This window comes from Sphingobacterium puteale, from assembly GCF_003627955.1.
Taxonomy (GTDB): Bacteria; Bacteroidota; Bacteroidia; order Sphingobacteriales; family Sphingobacteriaceae; genus Sphingobacterium; species Sphingobacterium puteale.
Map to the genome: position 1 here is coordinate 527785 of NZ_RBWS01000001.1, position 17418 is coordinate 545202.

Here is a 17418-nt window from a genome sequence, read left to right on the forward strand (position 1 = left end):
TTTGTATTCCATGATTTCAAATGAATAATAGATGGTTACCAAAGAACAAATATTAAATGCATTATCCTATGTTGAAGAGCCTGATCTAAAAAAGGACCTTGTAACATTGAATATGATTCAAAATATCAAGATCGAAGACCAAAAAATAGCTTTCGATGTCATATTGACTACCCCGGCCTGTCCACTGAAAGACCATATTGAGCATGCTTGCCGCAATGCCATAGCGCATTTTGTCGATAAAAATCTTGAAGTACAGATAAACATGACTTCCAATGTGATTGGCAAACAGGGAGCGCAGGTTTCAGGGATTAAAAACATCATTCTGGTTTCATCGGGTAAGGGCGGCGTCGGAAAGTCGACAGTCGCAGCAAACCTGGCCCTGGCACTTCATGCCAAGGGTGCAAAAACGGGTCTATTGGACGCCGATATCTATGGCCCTTCGCTGCCGATTATGTTTGGACTGGAGGGTGCGAAACCCGGATCTGTTGAAATGCCCGACGGTCAGGTTAAAATTGAACCTATCGAAAAGTTTGGCCTAAAATTACTTTCCATCGGTTTCTTTACCGATCCGAACCAACCTATTCCATGGCGTGGTCCGATGACTACTTCAGCTATCAAACAGCTATTTAACGATGCTAATTGGGGCGAATTGGATTATCTTGTTGTTGACATGCCCCCGGGGACCGGTGATATCCATATCACGGTATCGCAAACATTCCCCATTGCAGGAGCCGTCATTGTAACGACACCACAGCACGTAGCACTTGCCGATGCAGTCAAAGGAATTGGGATGTTCTTAATGGACAGTATCAATATTCCGCTCTTGGGCGTTGTGGAAAATATGGCCTTTTTTACCCCAGCAGAATTACCGGACAATAAATATTATATTTTTGGCAAAGATGGAGGAAAACGTCTGGCCGAAGAATATAAGGTTCCCTTCCTTGGTGAGATACCGTTGCTTAAAGGTATTTCGGATGCAGGCGACAATGGCTTCCCGATCGCAACAGATCAGGAAGATCCCGTGACAAAATCCTTTCTGACGATTGCAGAAAAAGTTGCGCAGCAACTTTCCATCATCCAGAGTCAGGTCTAAGCAACACATCTGGAGGCAGCTATTTGCTATATAAGAAAGGCTTTCATTAACTGAAAGCCTTTCTTATATAGCAAATAGGTCGTCTTAGTTAAACGTCCAATTCCAACAAAACCGGACAGTGATCCGAATGGACTGCATTCGCCAAAATCTGCGAAGCTTTAATCTGCGCCTCCAATGGTTTTGAGACCATATTATAATCAATGCGCCAACCCAGATTTCGTGCACGCGCACCCGCACGGTAACTCCACCAGGTATAGTGATGCGGCTCCGGATTCAAATGACGAAAAGAGTCGATATATCCTGAATTAATGAAATTTTCCATCCATTCGCGTTCCTCGGGCAAAAATCCGGATGAGTTTGCATTTGACTTTGGATTATGGATGTCAATAGCACGATGACAGATATTATAATCCCCGCATACGACCAAATTTGGCCGCTCTACCAACAGCTTGTCACTATACAGCTGAAAATCGTCCAAAAAACGATATTTAAAATCCTGTCTTACATCTCCCGTTGTTCCAGATGGAAAATAGGTACTCATCACCGAAACTTTATCAAAATCAGCACGAATAATACGCCCCTCAAAATCATAGTCTTCATGGCCGCAGCCATATTCAACATGCATTGGAGAAATTTTGGTAAAGAGAGCAACACCGCTATATCCTTTTTTTTGAGCCGGATACCAGTAATGCTCATACCCCATCTCCTCCAGTAGCGCAATTTCTGGAATCTGGTCCGGAGTAGCTTTAATCTCCTGAAGACATATGACATCTGCATCCACATTTTTCAGCCAGCCTAACCAATCTTTCTTTAAAGCAGCTCGCAAACCGTTCACATTGTAGGTTACTATTTTCATTGTTTAGCTATGAGTATTGAAATATTAGATTTAAAACTTTACATCCGAAAGCACGGAACTTACGAAATAGCGCACGCAGCGCATTCTTTCCCAGTATATCAATCAAAGACAATTTAATAATCTTTGGAAGAGAATAGGTCCCCAATCTTTGTAAAGAATCCAGTCTGTGGTTTTAGACCTTTCAGTTCACGTTCCAGGTTAAGTGCCTCTCGTCTGGTCAACAGATGCATGGTCACCTTCTGATCCACCTCAGGCCGGTCATGCTGGTCTGTTTTTACTTCCGCAATCTTGTCGATCACTTCTATTCCATTCACTAATTCACCGAATACGGTATAATTCCAGTCCAGATGCGGGGCACCACCGACTGTTGTATAGGCCTGACGCTGTTTCTCAGAAAACTTCTTTCCGCTCATCCGGGTCTGCTCAAGGCGATCAAGATCCTCGGGAGTGAACACCTTGCCCTGAACAAGATAAAATTGAGATCCGGAAGATGCTTTTGCGGGATTATTGTCCCGTGCAGCACCAATAACACCTTTCTTATGGAATAATCCATCCTGGATCTCCGCAGGAATCGTATACCCCGGTCCTCCATTTCCTAACTGAGCACCACCGACTGCATTTCTTGAGTCCGGATCCCCCCCCTGGATCATAAAGTTCTGAATAACCCGATGGAACAATGTGCCATCATAATATTTATTTTTTGCCAATTTCACAAAGTTATCCCGATGTTTAGGCGTTTCATTATACAATCGCAATACACAGGTTCCCTTATCCGTGATAATCTGAACATATTTATACTCAGGTTTAGCCGCAAATGCCATAACCTGCAAAAAGCAAAATAGTGCTACTAAACAAATTTTTAAAAATCTCATGTTTTAGATGACGTTTAATTCTTCAAAATAATCAATAATCAAGGACTTCATGATAAGTTCTTGCTCCAATAACGTATAGTTTGGAATAGGTTTTACCAATTCCCAATGCGGCCACCCTTCTTCATCCAATCCTTTTAGGTTATAGAACCCCATCGAACTGAACAGACGGCACGTGGCAATATGCATCAGTTCCTCTTTCTGCCGTTTCGAGAAGCTCTGCGGGCCTTTTCCTAATTCCTGTACACCGATAAGGAATAAACATACCTTGATGTCAGGTTTTTCCATATCAAATAAAGACGCGATTTCACGCTGTAGCGTGCTCCATTTCTTGTTCACTTCTGCTGCTTTCATTTTTTTCCCTTTAAACAAACGAAGACAATTTCAACTTGGTATGCAAGTTATATGTCTCCGGTACAAAAATCACTCATTAACGTCATTACCCATAACGCAAGCGCAATGACAAGCCCAATATTATTCCTTCTTCTTGGATATTATCTCGATCACCTCCATACAGCGTTTGTCAATCATCTGAAAAACGGGATCGAACAAATTATCATCAAAATATGGATCCGGAACAATATCATCAGCCAAAAACAATTGCACTTTCTCCAGGTCACCTTTATTGGCAGCTTGTGCACATACATCTGCAAAATTCTGACGGTCCATGACAAAAATAAGGTCATATTCTTCGAAAAACTCCGGCCGAAAATGTCTTGCCCGTTGGCTGGATATGTCGACCCCATATTTCTTAGCAATCGAAATTGCCCTTCGGTCTGGCGCTTCACCGATATGCCAATCTCCCGTGCCTGCGGATTCTACGATCCAGTTTAATTGTTTATCTTTTACTTTTTGCTTCAAGATCCCATGTGCCAGTGGCGAACGACAGATATTTCCCAAACAAACCATTAAAATTTTCATTGAAATATTTTTTTAAAGCTACGACTATAAAGAGCAATACGACCACAATAAATCATAGACCTCATCTCTGTCTATGATTCCAAACAAAATCAGTCTATCAGATTTTATTGCACAAAATAACTAAACTTGAACTATTAAAGAAACAATCCTAAAGAAATCATATTTTCTTATTGCAACTTCAACCTCAGGATGATTTTTGATGACCGGACATTTACAATGCTGTCTCTATGATTTCAATACCGCAAAAACAGACCTTTAAGATTTCATCTCTTGCCAATAAGGTCTTTAATAATAAAAAAAGGTGGCCTAACCTTACGGCTAGAACCACCTAAACTATATTAATCAACCAATTCTTAATTCAATTTTTAATATTCTACCGGGAAGCTCAACTGGACAGCACCTCCTTGTGGAGATACACCTTTTAAGCGAACGATATTGCGCTGCGTTGCGCCCAATGCCGATTCTACATCATCAACACTGTTTACGGCTTTTCCATTGACTTCGGTTATCACCAAACCTCTTTCTACACCAAAATAATCAAATATACCACCACGGTTTACTTGTGTCACCACAACACCAGAGTTTACACCCAGTTCTTTCTTTTTCGCTGCAGAAGCAGGAATAAAGCTTGCCCCCAATTTGTTGTAGATTTCAGTTGCACTTTTTGAAGCTTTTCCACTTGCACCTGAAGCTGATTTTAGCGACTCCTCACCTTTCAATGTCAACGAGACCTGTTTTTCTTTACCGTCGCGTTTGTAGGTAATATTTACTTTATCACCCGGGCGCAGACGGCCGATAGTTTCACTTAATACCGGAGAGCCCGTGATGGTCTTACCGTTGATCTTAGTCAAGATATCGCCTTTTTTAATCCCTGCGGCTGCTGCAGCTCCACCGGCTACCGCATCCTCAACATATAATCCATTAACATCGGTGATCCCTTTTTCTTTGGCCAGTTCTGACGTTATCGGCACATAACTAATACCAATATAGCCGCGTTTTACATTACCAAATTCCACGAAATCATCCACAATTTTTTTCACTAAATTGACGGGAATAGCAAAACCATAACCTGCATACACACCTGTTGGTGATGCAATAGCAGAGTTGATACCGATTAATTCACCGGAGGCATTAGTTAATGCGCCACCACTGTTCCCCTTATTGATCACCGCATCAGTCTGAATAAAAGACTCGATAGCAGAGCTTGCAAGTGGCTGCTCAGTAGCACCGCCAAAAGGATTACCACGTTGTTGCTGTCCTTCTCTTAAGATTCCAATATCACGACCTGTTGCACTGACAATACCAGCCGTTACGGTTGATTGAAGCCCAAGTGGATAGCCAAAGGCCAAGACCCATTCACCCACATTTACATTATCCGAGTTACCCAACTTTACAACAGGCAAGCCTTTTCCGGCTACTTTTAATAAAGCAATATCCGTATTTGGATCGCGACCGATCAATTTCGCTTCATAAGTGCGCTTGTCTGTTAGCACAACCTCGATCTTATCCGCATCCTCTACGACGTGATTGTTGGTAACAATATACCCATCGTCAGAGATAATGACCCCTGATCCTGAAGCTTGCACAGGTTGCGCCTGCATCTGACGGCGTCCCCCGCCTTGGGGCATACCAAAGAATTCTTCAAACATATCAAATGGAGAACCTTGTGATTGCTGCGAACCCTTTCTACTATATGTTGTCTTAATATGTACGACACCCGGAGCCACCGCCGCAGATGCTTGTGTAAAATCAGGATTGCCCGTTGAAGACATGACTCCTGTAGGGTTATTGGCAAAATAAACTTTCTGTTTGTCTTCAAAAGACATACTATCAAGTTTCTTATTTTCAATAAGCTTGTAACCACCTAATGCTACTGCTCCACCGAAAACAGCTGTTAATAGCGTTAAACCGACCTTATTCATAAACTTATTTCTATTTTAAAATGTCTTAATATAAGCTGATAATTTTTGCTCTTAAAATTACCGATTTTATTCGGATATGTTCAAATGTAATACCATTTAAAGGCCTTCGGAAAATCCGACACGTTAAAAAATGTTAATTGCTAGACAAATGCAATAATTTTAACAAATCTTAACTTCCTAACGCTTTTTTGTAACAAAAAAACGTATTTTTGTTACTTCAAATCAATAGAATGGCATCGAAAATAAGATTTTCAAAATATCAGGGAGCTGGCAATGATTTCATCCTAATCGATAATCGCGACGATTCATTTAACCGGGCGGACGAAGTCCTGGTGAAAAACCTCTGTGACCGCAGGTTTGGAATAGGCGCCGATGGCCTCATGCTGCTTCAAAAGAAAGAAAATTACGATTTTGAGATGATTTACTATAATGCTGATGGCCGAGAGGGGAGTATGTGCGGCAATGGCGGACGTTGTATCGTGGCCTTTGCACATGATTTAGGCATTATCACTGACAAAACTGACTTTTTGGCAGTCGACGGCGCACACCATGCTTCCCTTTCCGCAGAACTTGTCAACCTGCAAATGATCGACGTGTATGAGTTTGGACGAGACGGCGATGCTTACATCCTACATACCGGGTCACCCCACTACGTTAGCTTTGTTACAAACCTAAAAGAAAAAAATGTTTATCAGGATGGCTACTCGATTCGCAACAACGCTACTTATGCCAACCATGGCATCAATGTCAATTTTATCGAGAAGGAGGAAAATGGTTATTTTCTGCGCACATTCGAGCGTGGTGTAGAAGACGAAACTTACGCCTGTGGTACCGGTGCTACCGCTGCTGCAATGGCAGTGGCCCTACAAATGAACTTAGAAGGCGAGATCGTTATCCCTATTCGCGTGCTGGGTGGACAATTGTATATCTCTTTTCATAAAAAAGGAAGTAGCTTTACAAATGTTTTTCTCAAAGGCCCTGCTCAATTTGTTTTTGAGGGCAATTTCTAGTATTTGGAAAGACATATTGTTATCACCGGTCAATATAGTCTTGATACGATGCCAATTTATTACCTAAAATATTGCAGGCTATTTCTGTAATCTACATTTTTTTAAATTTCATTCGGCAAATTACGTTTAATGGTATATTTTATTGTATATTAGATACCTTTATTTACAAGGCCCGCTATTTTTAATGCAACAGTCAAAGTCATTTCCAATATATAAAATCGTTTATTCTATTTGTGAGCATCCCTATCTTGGCTATCTCATTGAGCCACACATGGTCAAACTCAATCCGAACGGAACCTACTCCCTACGATACCAACGTATATTTAGCAATACCGTAGATGCCTATGCCGCAGAATTGGATGAGGTAGATTACAAGCTGATCCGACTGCTCGACGATATCGAACAGACAAACCTCATCAAGAAATATTATAAAAAAGCAATCAGACCTGTAGATTTTTTCTCCAAAGTCTTTGACAAAAAGCTCTACGACCTGCTGCGACCTAAGATTGATGAAAAGATGATCCAATTTTTCGAGTCTATTGGAAATAAACCGCTCTTTATGATGAGCAAAGACGGTTACCCGGCAGACCAAGAAATAAAATTGGCGACATCGGCTGCATCTATCTTATTTCATTTTCGTCGAAGTAATGAGGAAACACGTTACTTTCCAACCATAAAGTACGAAAATCAACGCTTGGAATTTATGTTTAAAAATGCCATTGTATTAACCAATACTCAGGCGTGGCTACTCTTAAACAATACCTTATACTATTTCGATCAGGCGCTAGAAGGAAAAAAGCTTAGCCCCTTTCTCAATAAGCGATACATTTCCGTGGGGAGAAGTACCGAAAAAAAATATTTTGAAACTTTTGTCTGTGGATTAATCGAACGTTATCATGTTTATGCCGAAGGCTTTGAAATACAAACGCATCAGCACCAAGCAATTCCATTGCTGCATTTAATTTATGTAGAAGATGGCGCATCGCAATTACAGTTGCAATTCAGATATGGCCCACATACATTTACTGCGGGAGCGGAAAATAAAGTGACTGTCCGGATGGAATATCATGAAGAGAAAGACTTATATATCTTCCATCGGGTCAAACGCTCTTTACAATGGGAAGAACAGCAGCACGAGAATCTAAAAGCCATGGGGCTGGAAGATCTGGACCGTCAGCTGGGACTACTTGCCCCGTCTATTCAGTCCGGAAAACGGATCTCTGTATTCGACTGGATAAATAATCATCAGGAACAAATAAAAAACTTGGGATTTGAAATCATACAAAACAGCGAACAGAAACGCTTTTTCATCGGACATACCTCATTGGACATCGCCATTGACGAAGATAATGACTGGTTTGATATCAGTGCCATTGCTAAATTCGGTCCCTACGAGATTCCTTTTATAAACTTACGAAACCATATTCTAAACAATATCAAAGAATTTACCCTGCCCAATGGGGAAATCGCCATGATCCCTGAAGAATGGTTTGCACAATACAACCATCTCTTTCAGTTTTCTGCCGATAGACATGAACTTAAATTAAACAAAGTACACATCGGTCTGCTCTTTGAGATCAGCGAACATACCAAATTGGTCTTCAACCGTAAATTGCAAAATCTCGCGACGTTTGAGGAAATTGCCGATATTCCGGAACCAAAACATTTCAAAGGAAATCTTCGGCCCTATCAGAAAGCAGGCTATAACTGGTTTAACTTTCTAAAGCAGTATAAATTCGGTGGTTGTCTCGCAGATGACATGGGATTGGGAAAAACCATACAGACTTTAGCCCTGTTGCAGCAACAAAAAGAGCAGCTTACAGATCAGCAGGAAGTACACACTTCACTCCTGGTATTGCCAACATCACTCGTTTACAACTGGCAAAAGGAAGCACACCAGTTTGCCCCACAGCTAAAGATCCATTTGCATACGGGAAATAACCGTATTAAAGATGCCACACTATTTGCTAAGTATGACCTGGTCATTACCACTTATGGCATAGCACGTATTGATGAGGAAATATTGAGTGGATTTTATTTCAATTACATAATCCTAGATGAAAGCCAGAATATTAAAAATCCGACCTCAAAATCATTTAAGGCCATAAAAAGTCTGAAAAGTAAAAATAAACTAGCTTTAAGCGGGACTCCTGTTGAAAACTCTGTTTCTGATCTTTGGGCACAAATGCATTTTACCAATCCCGGGTTATTGGGAAGTTACACCTACTTTCAAAAAGAATTTGTGCAACCCATTGAAAAGAAAAAGGATGAAGAAAAAGCGCAACGTCTTCAGGCGATTGTCAAACCGTTTATCTTAAGGCGAACAAAAGATCAGGTCGCAACAGAACTGCCCCCAAAAACAGAACAAGTGCTGTATTGTGAAATGACCGATAAGCAATCGGAACTTTATGAAAAGGTCAAATCCGAGTACCGCAATGCCATTCTCGACGGGCAACTGGACAACAAGCCAAAGTCAACCCAAATTGCCTTATTGCAGGGATTGACAAAGCTTCGCCAGTTAGCCAATCATCCTAGAATGGTCGACGAGAACTTTGTTGGTGATTCTGGAAAATTTGAAGCTGTTATTGAAACCCTTGAAATGGTGATGCAGCGAGGAAACAAGGTTCTTATTTTCTCCCAATTCGTCAAACAGCTTAATATCTTCAGGCAATATTTTGATAAGAAAGGAACAAACTATGCCTACCTGGATGGTGGAACTAAAAATCGTGACGAAGCCGTTAGCCAGTTCCGTAAAAACAACAACACCAAACTTTTTTTGATATCAATCAAAGCCGGCGGTGTTGGTCTTAACCTGATCGAAGCAGACTACGTCTTTATCTTGGATCCTTGGTGGAATCCTGCCGTAGAGCAACAGGCAGTAGACCGTTCCCATCGTATCGGACAGACGCGAAACGTATTTATTTACAAATTTATTAGTAAAGACACTGTAGAAGAAAAAATATTGGCATTGCAGAACCGCAAAAAATCCATTGCACAGAGCCTCATTACAACAGAAGAAAGCTTTATAAAATCACTTTCTCAGGAAGATCTGCACGAACTTCTGGCTTAATGTGATCAATTTTTATATTCATTAATTTTTGACATATAGACCGAGGGACGAATACCCGTAACACGCATAAAGATATTACTGAATGACGATAGTTCATTGTAGCCGATCTGCATCGCAATTTCCAGGATAGAATAAGTATTCTCAGCCATCAGTTCTAATGCTTTCGCTATGCGTATAGCTCTCAAAAAACGGATATAGCTAATTCCCATATCTTCCTTAAACAGCCGTGAAAGGGACCGGCTACTCATGCCAAACTGTGCCGCTACCTGCTCGATTGTAAAAGCTTGATCAATATTCGAGTTTAGATACCGCGCTATACGCCGAAGCTTTTCATTCTTAGGATAGGGATGCTGCATGGGGAAAGCATCTATCGGCGGACTCATCTCCGGAATAATAGCCATCATTGCCCGTAATAAGCAATACCTAGCATAATTGTTTTTTTTACCTATCCCACCTTCCCAATCCTGTGCAAATAAAAACATCTCCCGCATCAGGTCATTGCTCAAAAATATGTTCGGTTCCAACAGAACAGGGTGAACGTCTGACTGTTCTTTAAAGTAGAAACTATACAGGTGAATACGGGAACTGGAACTTTCTAGGTGGTAGGCCGTATTTGCAGGAATCCACATATAAAACCGGCCCGGCAGATACCAATGCTTCATCGCAGTAAACACATGTATAATACCGCCATCAGCATACAGTAAGCGCGCTTTCCGGTGTATATATTCACGCGGATCAATCCGGTCTACATGGGTATGCCACACATAAAAGTCGTTCCGGTCGTCATCTATAGCCACCAGTTGTTCCTGTTCCATAATTTAAAATTACACTTTTTTTACCATATGGCACAAATGAACAAATATCCGTCCGACTATACAAAACTAAACTCGTCCCGCCGGCAGTATCTTTGTGCAAAGTTTCCCTCCATGCTCAAGCCTATACAGCGTATCCGGGCGATCCCGGTTCAACAACAATTTGCCAGCATATTCTGAAATTGCCGCTTGAGATACTGGGAGCCTATCATACAGACCGCAGGTGGCAGATCAACTGGAGCATAGATGGAAAAACATTAAAATATTCATAAAAATCATAATGAGTACAGAAGAAAATAAAGACCGAACAAAAGGGTTTAATAAAGTTTTAGTTGTATTTGCCGTGGTCCTGCTCCTTGCCGGAATCGGTATTTTGGGCAAACATCTGTTGTTTACAAGTCAACATGTCACGACCAACGACGCTCAGGTTGACCAATATGTGACGCCAGTAGCAAGTCGGATATCAGGTTTTGTGAAGGAAGTCAGGTTTGAAGAAAATCAATATGTACATCGTGGAGACACATTATTACGCATAGATGCCAGCGAGTATCAGACCAAATTAGATATGGCGAATGCCGAGCTTCGAAACAGTCAGCGGAATGCCGAAGTGATTGCCAAAAGCGCAAATGTCACTGCCAATAGCATTTCTGTCCAAAAAGCTAGATTAGAAGCAGCCAAAGTAAGTGTATGGCAAACTGAACAGGACTACAGGCGATTTAAAAATTTGTATGAAGCAGATGCCGCAACCAGACAACAATACGATAATGCCAAGGCAGCGTATGACATTTCTTTGGCTCAGCTCAATGCTATTCAGGAAGAATACAACTCGGCACAGTTAAATACAAGAAAAGAAAAAGCTAGCGAACTACCTGCCAAAGCAAATATCGATTTAAAAAAAGCAGCAAAAAGCAATGCCGAAGTATTCCTGTCCTATACCGTAGTGACGGCACCTTATGACGGTTTTGTTGGAAAAAGAACGATCCAACCGGGCCAATTTGTTAAAGAGGGACAGACTTTAGTCAATGTCGTCAGCGAAGAGAAATGGATTAACGCCAATTTTAGAGAGACACAATTAGCGGACCTGAGCGAAGGAACCGAAGTCACCATACAGGTGGACGCTTTTCCGAAATTACATCTGAAGGGAAAAATTCATTCCTTTTCGCCGGCATCAGGATCCAGATTTTCGGTTATACCCCAAGATAATGCAACCGGAAACTTTGTTAAAATCGAACAACGCATACCGATCAAAATTGTCTTTGCACCAAAACAGGATTTGACAAAACTACGTGCAGGAATGAATGTCGTGGTACATGCAGCCCACCAATCTTAACTATTCATGAGTTCAAGCAAATCTTTATATTACCGCTGGGTTCCCGAATGGATTAAACTTCCCATGATGATGTTGGCCATGTTTCCACATCTCATGCTGATGTCCCTGTTTCATTCGAACACCGCTTTTACCGCTTCTACGTTAGCGATCGAAATGGAAGATATTCAGTATTTTCTTTCATTAATGTATGGTGCTATTGTCGCAGCCCTGTTGATCTTTCATAGGCTATTTGCCTTCTTTCGGGTAAGGACATATATCCTGCTGACCTGCACGGTATCCATCCTCACTTTATTGGCCATTTCTATAACCAGAGATCCCTTCCTCATTGCCGTGCTCAGGGTGATCGAGGGTATTTTTTGTATACTTGAAGGCGCTTGTTTTCTTCCCTTGCTGATGATGCAGATCAGGCATTCCAAAAGCCGCACCATTGCCTATTTCTTCCTGTATACTTTTATGCTGACAGGCGGAACAATAACAACATCCCTCTTAAAAGAAAGTATTATGGATTATGGTTGGGAAGATATGATTCATGTTGTGCTCTATTGGCATTTGATGGTCATCGGGATCGCTTTACTATTTTTGAACAACAGGCGATTAAGCCGGAAATTCCCACTTTATCAATTGGATCTGGCCAGCTGTCTCTTTCTGCTGCTTTCGTTAAGCTGTGGGGCATATGTGTTGATTTATGGTCGTAAATATTATTGGTTCGAAAACAACACGATCGCAATTAACTGCGCACTTTTCCTAATTTTCGGGGCGCTTTTTGTCATCAAACAATATCTCGTAAGAAGACCACTGTTTCATTTTGAAATTTTGAAATATAAGAACGTTATTTTTGGCGTTATCCTATTTTTTTTATTTTATCTGATCCGGAGCAGCCTCAACAATGTCTACACTGTCATGTCCAATGTATGGCGGTGGCCCTGGCATTACATTGTCGACATCCAATACATTAATGTACTGGGGACCATCGTGGGAGTGGGTAGCTCAGGAATACTCTTATTGCGCGATGTATCACCGAAATATATTTTCGGACTGGGCTTCCTGATATTGACCACATCCTGCTTTTTGTTTGTCCCTACATTTTATCCCGATACCACCGTTTGGGCAATAGGCCTGCCACTATTTCTTCAGGGAATCGGACAGGGCTGGCTGTTTACCCCACTTGTGATCTATATTATAACAGGGGTTGCTCCACATCATGTGGGCAATGCAGGTTTAATGGGCACGACCGTTAGATTCTGGAGCACCAATATTGGCTTTGCGCTGATTCAAAACATCAGTTACACCTTAAATCAAAAACATTTTATCCAGATCGAACAACACTTAAATACGAGCAATCCGATCACAGTTGCCTATTGGAGTGCTTTGATCGAAAAATACCTGGGGACATCCGGTGATCAATTGGCAACTAATCTTGCCAGCAAGAGCCTTCAGACAACAATTACCCAGCAGGCATCCCTCATCAGCAATATGGAGATCTTTACCTATCTCGGGATCTTGGGAGGAGCCATTACCTTAATCATTTTTCTATTTGCCCCCGCCAAGGCATTGTTCATGCGACTGAGAATTCCATATTTATAAAAAAAGCCATTGCAACGAGTTTGCAACAGCTTTTCGATACGGTAATATTTACTAGGCGTTAAACGCTAGAAGAGCTCGCTTTATACGCTCAATAACTTCGTTCTGACCAAGTAATTCAACGATCTGAAACACATCGGGACCAAACTTACCACCTACCAGCATAATCCGGAATGGCATCATCAGTTCCCCCATCTTCATTCCTGAGCTCTGAATCGCTTCTTTAAAAAATGCCTCCAGCTCAGCTGCTTTCCAATCCGAAAAGCCTTCAAATGACGGAATGATGTTTTCAAAAAATACGGTTTTCTCCGCAGACCATTTTGGTTTTACGGCATTCAGATCGTATTCAACAGGCTGTAAAAAAAAGAAAGCAGCTTGGCTCCAGAAATCCTCAACAAAAGTTAAACGCTCTTTGACCGCTGCCAATACGCGGTTTACATAACCTTCTTCTGCTTCTATTTGATGATGAGCCAGCACCTCCTTGATCTGAGGTAATAAAGAATCGCTCGAAGAACGTTTAATCCATTCGTGATTGAACCATTTTGCCTTTTCAAAATCAAACTTTGCTCCAGCTTTGCTAATGCGCTCGACGCTGAATTTTTGGATCAGCTCCTCTAAAGAAAATAGTTCTTGTTCTGTCCCATCGTTCCAACCCAACACACCAAGCATATTGACAAAAGCTTCTGGCAGGAATCCCATTTCACGGAATCCCTTTGTTGTATCACCAGATTTAGCATCCGTCCAATTCATGGCATATACAGGAAATCCTAAACGGTCACCATCTCGTTTACTTAATTTTCCATTACCATCAGGTTTAAGGATAAGTGGCAAATGTGCCCATTGTGGCATGCTATCAGCCCATCCAAGGTATTCCCATAATAGAATATGGATCGGTGCAGAAGGTAACCATTCTTCACCACGGAAGACATGGGATATCTCCATCGCCTTATCATCCACAACGACAGCCAAGTGATACGTTGGCATTCCGTCGGCTTTAAGCAGCACCTTATCGTCCACTATATTGGTATCGAAGGCGACTTTCCCACGGATCATATCGGTGAATGACACCGTTTCGTCTGTCGGAATTTTTATCCGGATGGTATGCGGTGTTGCCGCATCCAGTAATTGTTGCGTTTCAGTTTCACTTAAGCTCAAAGAATTGCGCAATTGTAACCGATTTTCATGGCTATAACGGAAGTTAGGTTGCAGCTTACGTTGTTCTTCCAGCTCTTCTGCGGTATCGAATGCATAATAAGCGTAGCCATTCTTGATTAACTGTTCGGCATATTGGCGGTAAGAAGCTTTTCGTTCACTTTGACGGTAAGGGCCATATGGGCCACCTTTTAACGGACTTTCATCTGGAGTCAGGCCACACCAGGCCAAACATTCATTGATGTACTCCTCGGCTCCCGGGACAAAACGAGTTTGATCCGTATCCTCGACACGTAAAATAAAATCCCCCTGATGCTGACGCGCATAGAGAAAATTAAACAAAGCTGTACGTACGCCCCCAAGGTGAAGACCACCGGTAGGACTCGGTGCAAAGCGCACTCTTACTCTTCTTTCTGAACTCATGCCGCAAAATTACCACAAAATTTTTGATTTGGATAACAGGATGAGTTCTAAGCTGAAATAAAAGTGCAGAAAACAGACATTTATTCATTAATTTGCGCTAGAGTACAAATTACGGAATCATGAAACCCTCTCAGATAAGCCAACAACGCTGGAAATTTATTTTGCTCATCTTTGCGGCAATTATCGCCATCGCCTCATTGGTTTATACCAATTACCTTGTCCGCAACCTTGCACATGCCGAACGTTCCAAAGCCGAAGTATGGGCAATGAGTACCAAAAACATTATGACGATGCCCGATGTGGACGATGAATTCATTACATTCATCTATGCTGTTAGAGATAGTTTAAATCTGCCTGCAATCATCACCGACGATAAAGACGATATTATTTTTTGGCGCAATCTGGATTCCACCAAGACCAATATCAAGCCAATCCATAATGACAGCGTTACAAAGCAGCTGGATTATGACCCAAATTATTTCCAGAAACAGCTTGCCTTTATGAAAAAGAGTCATCCACCCATTACTTTGGAATTGGAAAATGGTCAAAAATGGCATGTTTACTATAAAGACTCTTGGTTTTTACAGCAATTACGTGTATTCCCCTATGTTCAGTTATCGCTGATCGCCCTCTTCCTGATTATTGCTTATACCGTTTTCAATTCCATTCGAAAATCCGAGCAGAACCTTGTCTGGGTGGGACTAACAAAAGAGGCCGCCCATCAATTGGGAACCCCCATATCTTCATTAATGGGCTGGCTGGAGCTGATTCGAATCAAATTTGATGCTGAGGAAGACGATACGCTGAATGAAATGGAAAATGATATTAAACGATTGGAGATCGTCGCCGATCGCTTTTCAAAAATAGGGTCAACACCTGTGCTGACCAATCACAATCTCTATGAGGTCATCAAAAATTACGTGGATTATTTCCGGATACGGACAAGTAATAAAATTACATTCGAATTAACGGGAGATACCCATGTGGAAGCCAAACTTAATATTCCACTTTTTGACTGGATTATCGAAAATTTATTGAAAAACGGCGTAAATGCAATTGGCACAGAAGGAAAGATAACTGTTAATATTTCAGAAAATATTGCGAAAGAAGAAATTTTTATAGACATTAGTGATACGGGCAAAGGAATTTCAAGATCAAATTTTGAATCTGTCTTCCAGCCGGGTTTTACAACACGTAAAAGAGGTTGGGGACTCGGCCTTAGCTTAACCAAACGAATGGTGCGGTATCATCAAGGACAAATCTTTGTTAAAGAATCTGAAATAGGTAAAGGAACAACATTTCGAATAATCTTAAAAAGCAACTTAAAATATGAAGCCACTCAAATCTGACGAATATCCGGCAGTATATGCTCCCTATATTGAGACTGTAGTCGACAACGTATTAGATGTATTGGAAGAACAAACGCTCTCTTTTCCAGCATTTCTGGATACCATCCCCGAAGAGAGAGGTAATTTCAAATATGCCGAAGACAAATGGACAATCAAAGAAGTGGTCGGTCATGTTATTGACAATGAGCGCATCATGGCTTACCGTGCATTACGATTTTCACGCAACGACCTGAAAGAGCTGGCCGGTTATGATCAGGACTACTTTATTCAACACTCCCGTTACAATGACCGTACCTTGGAAAGCCTAAGCAAAGAGTTTACTTATCTGCGCAAGGCCAACCTCATGCTGTTCAACAGTTTCAACGATGCAGAGTTAGAGCGCAAAGGCATGGCCTCAGAGCGACTGACCAGTGTCAAAGCATTATTATATGTGATTGCTGGACATCTTAATCACCACCGCATTATTATTCAGGAACGTTATTTAAACTCAGACGATGTCAAGAATTTGGTTTCAGCCTTACAACATTGAGGAAATAAATGTCTTTTTCAATAAATACCTGTCCGGCTTATTGGAAATCAGCGCTACCGAAATAGATGACAACAGCATTACGGCGACCATGCCCGTCACAGATAAAGTGAAACAACCTCATGGTATCCTACATGGTGGGGCATCGGTGGTACTAGCAGAATCGCTAGGAAGCATTGCATCCAATTTGGTCGTCGACCCAGATAAATATCGCGGTGTAGGGCTCGAAGTCAATGCTAATCACATCCGACCGGTAAGCAGTGGAATCATTACGGCAAAATGCAGTCCTATTCATATTGGCCGATCGACCCACATCTGGGAGATAAAAATGTATGACCGCTTCAATAAGTTGAATTGTATCTCTAGACTTACAGTAGCTATCGTGCCCAAATAAGACCGGGTTTGCTAACTCGATTTACCAGTTTCATGTAATTCGAAATCAACAATATTTACAAGCTAAGAAGAATAATTTTCACAATTTATTCTTCTTTTTTTTGCCAAATA

At 41.4% G+C, this 17418-nt stretch carries 15 protein-coding genes; 8 read left to right on the forward strand and 7 right to left on the reverse strand.

Annotated elements, in window-relative coordinates; translation table 11 throughout:
* Nucleotides 1-31 precede the first annotated feature (31 nt).
* The gene (locus D7322_RS01915) at nucleotides 32-1093 is read left to right on the forward strand and encodes an Mrp/NBP35 family ATP-binding protein (protein WP_121120773.1); all 1062 of its coding nucleotides are present in this window, start codon (nucleotides 32-34) and stop codon (nucleotides 1091-1093) included.
* 88 nt (nucleotides 1094-1181) lie between these two features.
* On the opposite strand, the gene D7322_RS01920 is transcribed toward D7322_RS01915, so the two are convergent.
* The 5 genes from D7322_RS01920 to D7322_RS01940 form a co-directional block, all read right to left on the reverse strand.
* The gene (locus tag D7322_RS01920; RefSeq protein ID WP_121120775.1) at nucleotides 1182-1949 is read right to left on the reverse strand and encodes an exodeoxyribonuclease III; all 768 of its coding nucleotides are present in this window, start codon (nucleotides 1947-1949) and stop codon (nucleotides 1182-1184) included.
* Nucleotides 1950-2062: 113 nt separating this feature from the next.
* Nucleotides 2063-2821, reverse strand: coding sequence for a peptidylprolyl isomerase (locus tag D7322_RS01925; protein WP_121120777.1), 759 nt, complete (start codon nucleotides 2819-2821; stop codon nucleotides 2063-2065).
* Nucleotides 2822-2824: 3 nt separating this feature from the next.
* Nucleotides 2825-3172: a hypothetical protein gene (locus D7322_RS01930; protein WP_121120779.1), complete on the reverse strand. Its 348-nt coding sequence runs from the start codon at nucleotides 3170-3172 to the stop codon at nucleotides 2825-2827.
* A gap of 120 nt (nucleotides 3173-3292) precedes the next feature.
* On the reverse strand, nucleotides 3293-3739 hold the full coding sequence (locus D7322_RS01935) for a low molecular weight protein-tyrosine-phosphatase (protein ID WP_121120781.1): 447 nt from the start codon (nucleotides 3737-3739) through the stop codon (nucleotides 3293-3295).
* Nucleotides 3740-4104: 365 nt separating this feature from the next.
* Nucleotides 4105-5661, reverse strand: a complete 1557-nt coding sequence (locus D7322_RS01940) for a Do family serine endopeptidase (protein ID WP_121120783.1) — start codon at nucleotides 5659-5661, stop codon at nucleotides 4105-4107.
* Nucleotides 5662-5891: 230 nt separating this feature from the next.
* Between D7322_RS01940 and dapF the strand changes: the two genes are divergently transcribed.
* Both dapF and D7322_RS01950 read left to right on the forward strand, forming a co-directional pair.
* A complete protein-coding gene (gene dapF / locus D7322_RS01945) occupies nucleotides 5892-6671 on the forward strand; it encodes a diaminopimelate epimerase (protein ID WP_121120785.1) in 780 nt (259 codons plus the stop codon).
* Between the two features lie 184 nt (nucleotides 6672-6855).
* Nucleotides 6856-9741, forward strand: a complete 2886-nt coding sequence (locus D7322_RS01950) for a DEAD/DEAH box helicase (protein ID WP_121120787.1) — start codon at nucleotides 6856-6858, stop codon at nucleotides 9739-9741.
* Nucleotides 9742-9746: 5 nt separating this feature from the next.
* Here the strand turns inward: D7322_RS01950 and D7322_RS01955 are convergent, their stop codons facing one another.
* Entirely contained in the window at nucleotides 9747-10556 is an 810-nt protein-coding gene (locus tag D7322_RS01955; protein WP_121120789.1) for a helix-turn-helix transcriptional regulator, read from the reverse strand.
* A 277-nt stretch (nucleotides 10557-10833) separates the two neighbouring features.
* On the opposite strand from D7322_RS01955, the gene D7322_RS01960 reads away from it, so the two are divergent.
* Both D7322_RS01960 and D7322_RS01965 read left to right on the forward strand, forming a co-directional pair.
* Complete coding sequence (locus tag D7322_RS01960) at nucleotides 10834-11883, forward strand: HlyD family secretion protein (protein ID WP_121120792.1); 1050 nt, start codon at nucleotides 10834-10836, stop codon at nucleotides 11881-11883.
* Between the two features lie 6 nt (nucleotides 11884-11889).
* Nucleotides 11890-13467: an MFS transporter gene (locus D7322_RS01965; RefSeq protein ID WP_121120794.1), complete on the forward strand. Its 1578-nt coding sequence runs from the start codon at nucleotides 11890-11892 to the stop codon at nucleotides 13465-13467.
* 51 nt (nucleotides 13468-13518) lie between these two features.
* Here D7322_RS01965 and gltX read toward each other — a convergent pair whose 3' ends face one another.
* Entirely contained in the window at nucleotides 13519-15039 is a 1521-nt protein-coding gene (gltX, locus tag D7322_RS01970) for a glutamate--tRNA ligase (protein WP_121120796.1), read from the reverse strand.
* 119 nt (nucleotides 15040-15158) lie between these two features.
* On the opposite strand from gltX, the gene D7322_RS01975 reads away from it, so the two are divergent.
* Genes D7322_RS01975 through D7322_RS01985 form a run of 3 tightly spaced genes read left to right on the forward strand, consistent with a single transcriptional unit; the run spans nucleotide 15159 to nucleotide 17308 of the window.
* Nucleotides 15159-16388 (forward strand): sensor histidine kinase, encoded by a 1230-nt coding sequence (locus tag D7322_RS01975; RefSeq protein ID WP_121120799.1) that lies wholly within the window; start codon nucleotides 15159-15161, stop codon nucleotides 16386-16388.
* Nucleotides 16369-16917 (forward strand): DinB family protein, encoded by a 549-nt coding sequence (locus D7322_RS01980; RefSeq protein WP_104383679.1) that lies wholly within the window; start codon nucleotides 16369-16371, stop codon nucleotides 16915-16917. Before D7322_RS01975 ends, D7322_RS01980 begins: the two co-directional genes overlap by 20 nt.
* Nucleotides 16883-17308 carry a hotdog fold thioesterase gene (locus D7322_RS01985; RefSeq protein ID WP_121120801.1) on the forward strand — a complete coding sequence of 142 codons (426 nt, stop codon included), beginning with the start codon at nucleotides 16883-16885 and terminating at the stop codon, nucleotides 17306-17308. Before D7322_RS01980 ends, D7322_RS01985 begins: the two co-directional genes overlap by 35 nt.
* Nucleotides 17309-17418 lie beyond the last annotated feature (110 nt).

Coding starts and splice junctions, on each gene's coding strand:
- dapF (WP_121120785.1), top strand. CDS start 5,892: ATGGCATCGAAAATAAGATTTTCAAAATATCAGGGAGCTGGCAATGAT.
- D7322_RS01940 (WP_121120783.1), bottom strand. CDS start 5,661: ATGAATAAGGTCGGTTTAACGCTATTAACAGCTGTTTTCGGTGGAGCA.
- D7322_RS01955 (WP_121120789.1), bottom strand. CDS start 10,556: ATGGAACAGGAACAACTGGTGGCTATAGATGACGACCGGAACGACTTT.
- D7322_RS01935 (WP_121120781.1), bottom strand. CDS start 3,739: ATGAAAATTTTAATGGTTTGTTTGGGAAATATCTGTCGTTCGCCACTG.
- D7322_RS01950 (WP_121120787.1), top strand. CDS start 6,856: ATGCAACAGTCAAAGTCATTTCCAATATATAAAATCGTTTATTCTATT.
- D7322_RS01985 (WP_121120801.1), top strand. CDS start 16,883: ATGTCAAGAATTTGGTTTCAGCCTTACAACATTGAGGAAATAAATGTC.
- D7322_RS01915 (WP_121120773.1), top strand. CDS start 32: ATGGTTACCAAAGAACAAATATTAAATGCATTATCCTATGTTGAAGAG.
- D7322_RS01920 (WP_121120775.1), bottom strand. CDS start 1,949: ATGAAAATAGTAACCTACAATGTGAACGGTTTGCGAGCTGCTTTAAAG.
- gltX (WP_121120796.1), bottom strand. CDS start 15,039: ATGAGTTCAGAAAGAAGAGTAAGAGTGCGCTTTGCACCGAGTCCTACC.
- D7322_RS01930 (WP_121120779.1), bottom strand. CDS start 3,172: ATGAAAGCAGCAGAAGTGAACAAGAAATGGAGCACGCTACAGCGTGAA.
- D7322_RS01925 (WP_121120777.1), bottom strand. CDS start 2,821: ATGAGATTTTTAAAAATTTGTTTAGTAGCACTATTTTGCTTTTTGCAG.
- D7322_RS01965 (WP_121120794.1), top strand. CDS start 11,890: ATGAGTTCAAGCAAATCTTTATATTACCGCTGGGTTCCCGAATGGATT.
- D7322_RS01980 (WP_104383679.1), top strand. CDS start 16,369: ATGAAGCCACTCAAATCTGACGAATATCCGGCAGTATATGCTCCCTAT.
- D7322_RS01975 (WP_121120799.1), top strand. CDS start 15,159: ATGAAACCCTCTCAGATAAGCCAACAACGCTGGAAATTTATTTTGCTC.
- D7322_RS01960 (WP_121120792.1), top strand. CDS start 10,834: ATGAGTACAGAAGAAAATAAAGACCGAACAAAAGGGTTTAATAAAGTT.